The organism is Gordonibacter pamelaeae 7-10-1-b (assembly GCF_000210055.1).
In the GTDB taxonomy this organism is placed as follows: domain Bacteria; phylum Actinomycetota; class Coriobacteriia; order Coriobacteriales; family Eggerthellaceae; genus Gordonibacter; species Gordonibacter pamelaeae.
On sequence record NC_021021.1, the window covers coordinates 2,446,328 to 2,453,295 of the forward strand.

8 protein-coding genes are annotated in these 6,968 nt (G+C 66.6%); 5 read left to right on the top strand and 3 right to left on the bottom strand.

All coding sequences use genetic code 11. The annotated features are described in order from the left end of the window. Positions 1-114: 114 nt before the first annotated feature. Complete coding sequence (locus tag GPA_RS11410; RefSeq protein ID WP_015539951.1) at positions 115-525, top strand: pyridoxamine 5'-phosphate oxidase family protein; 411 nt, start codon at positions 115-117, stop codon at positions 523-525. Positions 526-615: 90 nt separating this feature from the next. Here GPA_RS11410 and GPA_RS11415 read toward each other — a convergent pair whose 3' ends face one another. Beyond that, positions 616-837, bottom strand: a complete 222-nt coding sequence (locus GPA_RS11415) for a helix-turn-helix domain-containing protein (protein ID WP_041239536.1) — start codon at positions 835-837, stop codon at positions 616-618. Positions 838-975: 138 nt separating this feature from the next. Here GPA_RS11415 and GPA_RS11420 point away from each other — a divergent pair, with 138 nt between their 5' ends. Further along, positions 976-1,170 carry a hypothetical protein gene (locus GPA_RS11420; RefSeq protein ID WP_015539953.1) on the top strand — a complete coding sequence of 65 codons (195 nt, stop codon included), beginning with the start codon at positions 976-978 and terminating at the stop codon, positions 1,168-1,170. Between the two features lie 105 nt (positions 1,171-1,275). Here GPA_RS11420 and GPA_RS11425 read toward each other — a convergent pair whose 3' ends face one another. Then, positions 1,276-1,599 (bottom strand): DUF1292 domain-containing protein, encoded by a 324-nt coding sequence (locus tag GPA_RS11425; protein WP_015539954.1) that lies wholly within the window; start codon positions 1,597-1,599, stop codon positions 1,276-1,278. A 1,105-nt stretch (positions 1,600-2,704) separates the two neighbouring features. Between GPA_RS11425 and GPA_RS20210 the strand changes: the two genes are divergently transcribed. Next, positions 2,705-3,121, top strand: coding sequence for a hypothetical protein (locus GPA_RS20210; protein ID WP_231847636.1), 417 nt, complete (start codon positions 2,705-2,707; stop codon positions 3,119-3,121). A 97-nt stretch (positions 3,122-3,218) separates the two neighbouring features. Here the strand turns inward: GPA_RS20210 and GPA_RS11435 are convergent, their stop codons facing one another. Beyond that, positions 3,219-4,133, bottom strand: a complete 915-nt coding sequence (locus tag GPA_RS11435; RefSeq protein WP_015539956.1) for a LysR family transcriptional regulator — start codon at positions 4,131-4,133, stop codon at positions 3,219-3,221. A gap of 318 nt (positions 4,134-4,451) precedes the next feature. Here GPA_RS11435 and GPA_RS11440 point away from each other — a divergent pair, with 318 nt between their 5' ends. Continuing rightward, the gene (locus tag GPA_RS11440; protein ID WP_041239537.1) at positions 4,452-5,678 is read left to right on the top strand and encodes an MFS transporter; all 1,227 of its coding nucleotides are present in this window, start codon (positions 4,452-4,454) and stop codon (positions 5,676-5,678) included. A gap of 31 nt (positions 5,679-5,709) precedes the next feature. Then, positions 5,710-6,606: a carbon-nitrogen hydrolase family protein gene (locus GPA_RS11445; protein ID WP_015539957.1), complete on the top strand. Its 897-nt coding sequence runs from the start codon at positions 5,710-5,712 to the stop codon at positions 6,604-6,606. Positions 6,607-6,968: the final 362 nt, after the last annotated feature.

A 6,968-nucleotide genomic window follows, 5' to 3' on the forward strand; every position in this document is an offset into this window, starting at 1 on the left:
GCCCCTCCCCCGGCCGCCGGCAGCCGACCGGGCGGGCGACCGCCCCGACAACGAAGACCGCGCCAGGCAACCACGCCCGGCGCCCGAAGGACAACGACCAAGAAGGAGCACTCCATGACCGGAAACGAGACCGTCCTCCAGTACCTCACCAGCGTGCCCGCGTGGTACCTCGCCACGAGCGTGGACGACCAGCCGCACGTGCGCCCGTTCAGCTTCGCCGCCGAGCAGGACGGCAAGCTGTGGTTCTGCACGGCCACCACCAAGGACGTGTGGGAGGAGCTGCTGGCCAACCAGCGCTTCGAGGCCACGTCGTGGTGGCCCGGCCACGGCTGGCTCATCCTGCGCGGCATCGCAGGGCTTGACGACCGCGTGGGCGATGACATTCGCCAGGCGGGCTACGACCACCTCACCGGCCTGGGCGAGCACTACGACGGGCCCCACGACCCCACGCTCGTGTACTTCTCGGTGGAAGACCCGCAGGCCTGGATCTGCAACCACGACGAGTGGAAGCCGCTGGTTTTCTAGCCCCCTCGGCGCGAACGGGAAGGGCGGGCCGCAAGGCCCGCTTGGCACCGGTCGGCCCTCGTGAGCCTCCCGTCGCTCGGAGCCCCGCTTTCAGCCTTCGTCGCCGAACAGCGCGCTCACGCTCGTACCCAGGCCGTCGGCGATGCGTTCCAGCACGTCAACCGTGGGGTTTGCGGCGCCGCTCTCTATGTTGCCCAGGTAGAGCCTGCTCACCCCGATCATGAGCGCGAACGTAGTCTTGGACAGTCCGGCCCTCGTTCGCAGTTCCGCAATATTGGCACCGAGTTGGGCTTTCAGTGTAATATTCCCCATGCTCGAAAAGGCTAGTATCGGGCCGGAGAAATGTCGTAAACTATAGTTTACAGCACACGGATAAAACAACTGGTCACACGCTTATATATAAGCACTGGCGTAAGTGTCATGACCGGACGCCGAGATACGGGGACAACGATGGAGCACGCAGAGTACGAACGGCAGATGGAGGCGATCAAGGCCGCAACTGCCCACATATTCGCCATGGCCGAGACCGAGGAGGAGGTCTGCCGCCTTGAGAAGGCCATAAACCACGAGGTCATGTACCTTGCAGCCATCGCCCAGTCCGAGCTGGTGAAGCCGGAGGGCGGTTGGGACCCGTTCGGGCGCTGACGTCCGGCGAGCAGGTTCGGCCAGCCCCGAAACGCCTGCGGCCCGCGCCCGAAGGTGCCGCGCAGGCCGCATCGCGCCCGAAAGGGCGCCGGGAAGCCCGCGCGGTCAGTCCGCGAAATCGTAGAGGTCCTTGGTAGCCTGGCGAAAGTCGGCGTATACCTCGGATGCCACTCCCTCGTCCTCCACCAGCTCGAAAGCCGAGGGCTGGCCGTCCTCGTCCAGCTCCGTCACCTCCAGCAGCACGACCTCGCCCGACGAGCCGGCCGGCTCGTCCTCCGACACGGGGAAGAAGAACCCGTAGCGGCGCTCGCCGTGCAGCACGAGCCCGAGGAACTCCAACGTTACGGCATCACCTCTCTCGTCGACGAACTCGAGCGTCACGCCCTCCTCAACCGGCGGGCAGAAATTCGGGGCGCTCCCTTGGCGCATGCTAGCTCCTTGCCTCTCGCAGCCCCGCCCGCCTGCGCGGCGAGGCACCTGTTTGCTCCCAGCAGCATAGCACACCGCGCCCGTGCCCGTCTGCCCGCCGCCTCCCCCTCCACGAGATCGGCTTGCACCTGCGGCCTATGCCGGCGACCCGCAGCCATCGGCACCTGCACGCCTTGCGGCGCTGCAGCCTTGGGCAAAAACACCGACTAATCTTTATTATTTTCTGAGGATAATTTGTTCGATAGCCGTATGACCAGGCAGTATCAAAATTTACTTTTTTCGGAATTGCCAAGTTCAGCAGAAATCTATAGATTAGTGCCTCTTTTTGTCCATTACTCTTCAACTTATGTTTATAAAGCACAGGAATCGGAGGCCGCACCACCTGCGCCTCGTTACGTCCTCTCAACAATAGGGCAACGCGAAGATATCGCTGGCTCAAGCGCGCTAGGATGCGGCCATGGCAATCTTCTTATCGCATAGCACAGCAGCAGAATGCTGGAAATCGGGACGGTTCGACGCCCTGCTCGGCGGGCCGTCGATCGCCCCTTGGCACCGGCCGGCTGGAGCGGCAGACGTCGAGCGCTTTGCAACTGCGCTGGCGATGGACCGCCTGGATATCGCCTGCGCCGAGGCGGGCGCCTTCGCAGGATCGCGAGCAGAAGCACCTCGCGCCTGCAAGCCCTTTGCCGGGGAGGTCCGGAGGTTGAGGGAAGGGGTGCTCGCATTCGCATCGGAGCCGCTGCACTTGCTCGTTCCCCACAAGAATGCTGTAAACTCCCTTAAGTCCACACGGTGCCATGTGCGGTCGGCCCCTTTGTCTTGCGGCTCTTTCGTACGTGTCGGCGACGATCTGCTGCTCGGCTCGCCCGAGTTGTGCTTCGCACAGATGGCAGCCTCGCTGCCATTCGTGAGCCTCGTGAAGCTGGGAACCGAGCTGTGCTCGCTCTACACGCTGCAACCGAACGGTTCGGCGGGATATGAGCGCGTCCTTCCCCCGACCACGCCCCGCGCCCTCGAAGCATATCTGGGAAGATGCGCCGGCATGAGAGGCCTGGCGGATGCTCGCAAGGCGGCATGCCTCGTAGCCGCATCCTCCGGCTCCCCCATGGAGACGGCACTGGCCTTGATCCTGGGTCTCCCCCTTCGGCTCGGCGGCTACGGACTCCCGCGGCCGATCCTCAACCATCGCATAGACGCCCTGCAAAGCGGACCGAACGCGATGGAGAGGCGGTACTACCTCTGCGACCTCTACTGGCCCGAAGCCCGCGTCGCGCTCGAGTACGACAGCGACCTGGAGCACACGGGTCCGAGCAGGATAGCGAACGACGCGCGAAGGCGAAACGACCTGACGTCCTTGAGCGTGACGACGATAACCGCAACGCGCGATCAGGTCATGGACGGCCGAGGGCTCGACCGCCTCGCTCATCAGGTCGCCCGTGCGCTGGGCGCGCGCATCAGGAGCAAGCGGGGGTGGAGCACCCGCGCTCGCGGGGAGCTCTTCCGATCGCTTGTCGCATCGTGAAGGCCCCGCCAAGGAGGCATGTCGGCACAAAACGGGATTCCCCGGCCTTTCCGGAAAACCCTCCAGGGCAAAGCCCCTCCTTCGCCGCCAAGCCCCCTCACGCGCCCGGCCATTGGAAGAGGTCGGCACGATGGTCGGCTACCCACGCCAAGGCGAAGTCGCAGAACTCCTGGGCCTGGGGCGACAGGCCGGCGCCGGCCTTGCGGACGACGAACGTCTCCCAGGCGAACGTGCGGTCGGCAAAGGGGCGGATGACCGTGTGCGCACGACGGCCGCCCCAGGCGGCGAAGTCGAACGACACGGCGATGGCATCGCCCTGCTCGGCCAGGCGATGACACAGATCCAGCTCCGTGGCCTCCATGACGATGTCCACATGCGCGCCCGCGTTCGCCAAGCGGTTCACCACCAGGTGGTGCGAGGCGAACTCGCGGCTGACCATTGCGAGCGGCTGGTTGTCCAAATCGACGTAATCGATCGCCGCCTTGCGCGCAAGCGGGTTCGCCTCGTTGATGACCAGGCAGGGCCGGTGGCTCGTGAACGGCACAGCATGGAACACCGACAGGTCCACCGGCCCGCCCAGCACGCCGATCTCGGCGGCGTTGTCAGCCAAGCGCTGCTTGGCAATGGCGTCGGGGCTCTCCATGATGCGCGGGCTGATATGCGGATGGCTTTCGGCGAAATCGCGGACGAACGCGAGCGAGAGGTACTCCGAAACGCCCTGCGTCGAGGCGATGTTCAGCGTGTACTTGAGCGCACGGGCGGCCTCCACCTCGTCTTTCACGCCGTCGAGCAGGCGAATGACCATCTGCGCGCGGCGGTAGAGCGCATCCCCCTGCGGCGTGGGCGCAACGCCGAAGTGGTTGCGGGCGAACAGCGACGTGCCCAGCTCGCCTTCTATCTTCTGGATGATCTTGCTGCACCCCTGGGGGCTTAGAAACTGGTCCTTCGCCGCACGGGTGATGCTCTTCGTCTCGTAGACGGCCACGAACACCTTGAGATCGCGCGTGTCCATGGCCGCCTCCCTTCCCCGCATCGCCCGCAACCGGCGCGCCGCCTCCCTCCGCCGACACTCCGCTCCCGCGTTCCGGCCCGCCCGCGCGCGCCGGCCCCACGCCCCCATTCTACGCAGCGGGGCGCGCGTTTTGAATCGGCCTCACGTGACTATTGATACCCCTCTCCATATCGTTCGTTCCGCTATAGGGAAGCCCGCGCGTAAGCTGGGAGCAGTACGGGAGGTATGAGCGCGGCCACCGCCCACCTGCGGTTTCGGGCGGGGCGGGCCCGTGGCGCGCACGGAGGCGGCAGGAAGGCCGCGAAAGGGGTGAAGACCATGACGGAACGCAAGAAGATCTCTCCCGGGCTCGTGCTGTTCATGATGCTCATGTCCATGACGGCGGGAGCCATGTGCCTGAACAAGGTGGCGCCCATCGTGCCGGTGCTCACGGAGAGCATGGGGCTCGCAGGCGCCGGGCAGGCCGGGCTGCTTATCTCGGTGTTCGTGTTCTCGGGAATATTCCTGGCCATTCCCAGCGGCGTCATCATCGCGAAGCTGGGGTACTACAAGACGGGCATCGTCGCGCTGGCCGCCATCCTGGCCGGCTCGGTGGTGGGCGCGCTCGATGCGGGCTACGCCGTCATGCTGGGGAGCCGCATCGTGGAGGGCGTGGGGCTCATCCTGCTCATGACGCTGGGGCCGGCGGCCGTGGCCAGCTCGTTCGACGACAAGCGCCGCGGCAGCGCCATGGGCCTGCTCATGTGCTTCATGGCGTTCGGCCAGATAGCCATGTTCAACCTGGCGCCGCGCATCGCCGAGGGCGGCGCGTGGGAGAACGTGTGGTGGTTCACGGCCGTCTACGCCGCCGTGTTCCTCGTGGCGTGGATCGTCGCGCTGCGCAACCTGGACGCGTCGCTTGCGGCGGCGGCCGCGCCGGCCGAGGAGGCGCCGGGCACGGGGGCGTCTGCCGACACACCGGCCGCGCCGGCCAAGCTGTTCTCGAAGGACGTGTTCCTGAACCCGGGCGTGTGGCTCGTCGGGCTCACGCTCATGGTGTACCTGATAGCCGAGCAGGGCGTCATCTCGTTTCCGCCCACGTACCTGGCCGAGGTGCGCGGCATGGACGCGGCGGCGGCCAGCTCCATCGTGAGCATAGCGCCGCTCGTGGGCATACCTGTGGGCATCGTGACGGGCATGGTGTCGGACAAGATGGGTTCGCGCAAGAAGCCGCTCGGCGTGCTCATGCTGGCCAGCGCCGTGACCTACGCGCTCATGCCCTCCTGGCCCACCGGGGTGTTCGTGGTGCTGGTGGTGCTGTTCGGCATCGCGGTCATGGGCATCGTGGGGCTGTGCTTCTCGGCCGTGGCCGAACTGGTGCCGCCCGCGCAGGACGACATGGCCGTGGCGCTGCTGAACACGTTCCAATGGGTGGGCATCTTCTTAAGCTCCAGCCTGGTGGGCCTGCTCATCGAGGCGGTGGGCTGGGATATGGCCTTCTACCTCATGGTGCCGCTCACCGTGGCGGGCGCCGTATGCGCGTTCGCCACGCGGAAGCTGCGCTAGAGGAAACCGACCCTATCGAAGGAGAAAACCCATGAAGGACATCATGAACGTCGCCGTGGTCACGTACGAGCCGCGCTGGGGCGACAAGGAGCGGAACCTGAACCGCATCATCGGATACCTAGAGTGCGCGGCGGCGCGCGGGGCGAACCTCGTGGTGCTGCCCGAGACGGCGCTCACCGGCTACGACGCCGACCTCGACCACGAGGGCGACGAGCGCATGCACCATCGGCTGGCCGAGCCCATCCCCGGGCCGTCCACCGAGGCCGTGGCCGAGGCCACGCACCGTTTGGGCGTGTACGCCGTGTTCGGGCTGGCCGAGCGCGCCGAGGACGGCACCGTGTACAACGCCGCCGTGGCCTGCGGGCCCGACGGGGTGCTGGGCCGCTACCGCAAGATGCACCTGCCGGCCGACGAGCCCTCCTGGGCCGGCCGCGGCGACGAGCCGTTCATGTTCGGCACGCCCTGGGGGCCGGTGGGCGTGAGCATCTGCTACGACACGTTCGTGTTCTCCGAGATCATGCGCTACTACCGGGCGAGCGGCTGCCGCCTCATCGCGAACCCGTTCGCCGTGAACACGGGCGTGACCGCCCGCAACATCAAGGATTCGCTGGAGTACCTGGCCGCGAACAACGACGTGTACATCGCCTCGGCCAACTGCACGGGCTGCGCCATCTCCGATGACTTCGTGGGCGGCAGCAGCGTGATAGGCCCCGGCAAGAACGTGCCGGCCGTGCATTATTACGCGGGCGGCCCCTGCGGCGCGCCCGGCTCCGACGAACAGGAGCTGCACCTGGGCACCATCGACTTGTCCTACGTGGACAAGCCCTTCCTGGCCAAGCAGTGGGCCGACGTCGACCCGGACTTCCGCCCCGACGTCTACGCCCGCTGGTACGCCGAGCTGGCCGAACAGGAGCGCTTCAAGCGGTAAGGCGAACGCGAGCCGGAGCCCGCCGAACCACGGGCAGGGCAGCCCTGCGCAGGGGCCGCCCTGCCCGCATGAGAGACCTCCTTTCGCTTCAGGGCAGCCGGCGCCCGCATCGACGGGACGGCAACGGAAAGGCGGCAGATTGGAAGCCGGCATGACGTGGGGGCAACGGTTTGCCGGCGAGGCGAAGGACCTCCGGATAATGGTGCCAACCGCATCATATTCGCCTGTAAGGAGCCCGCCATGCACCGTTTCCCCGTCCTGCCGGCGCGAACGCCGGCACGTTGCGCGCTGTCGATGGCGCTTGCGCTGCTGCTCGCACTCTCCGCCCTCGCACCGGCCGCGTTCGCCCCGCCGGCGTTCGG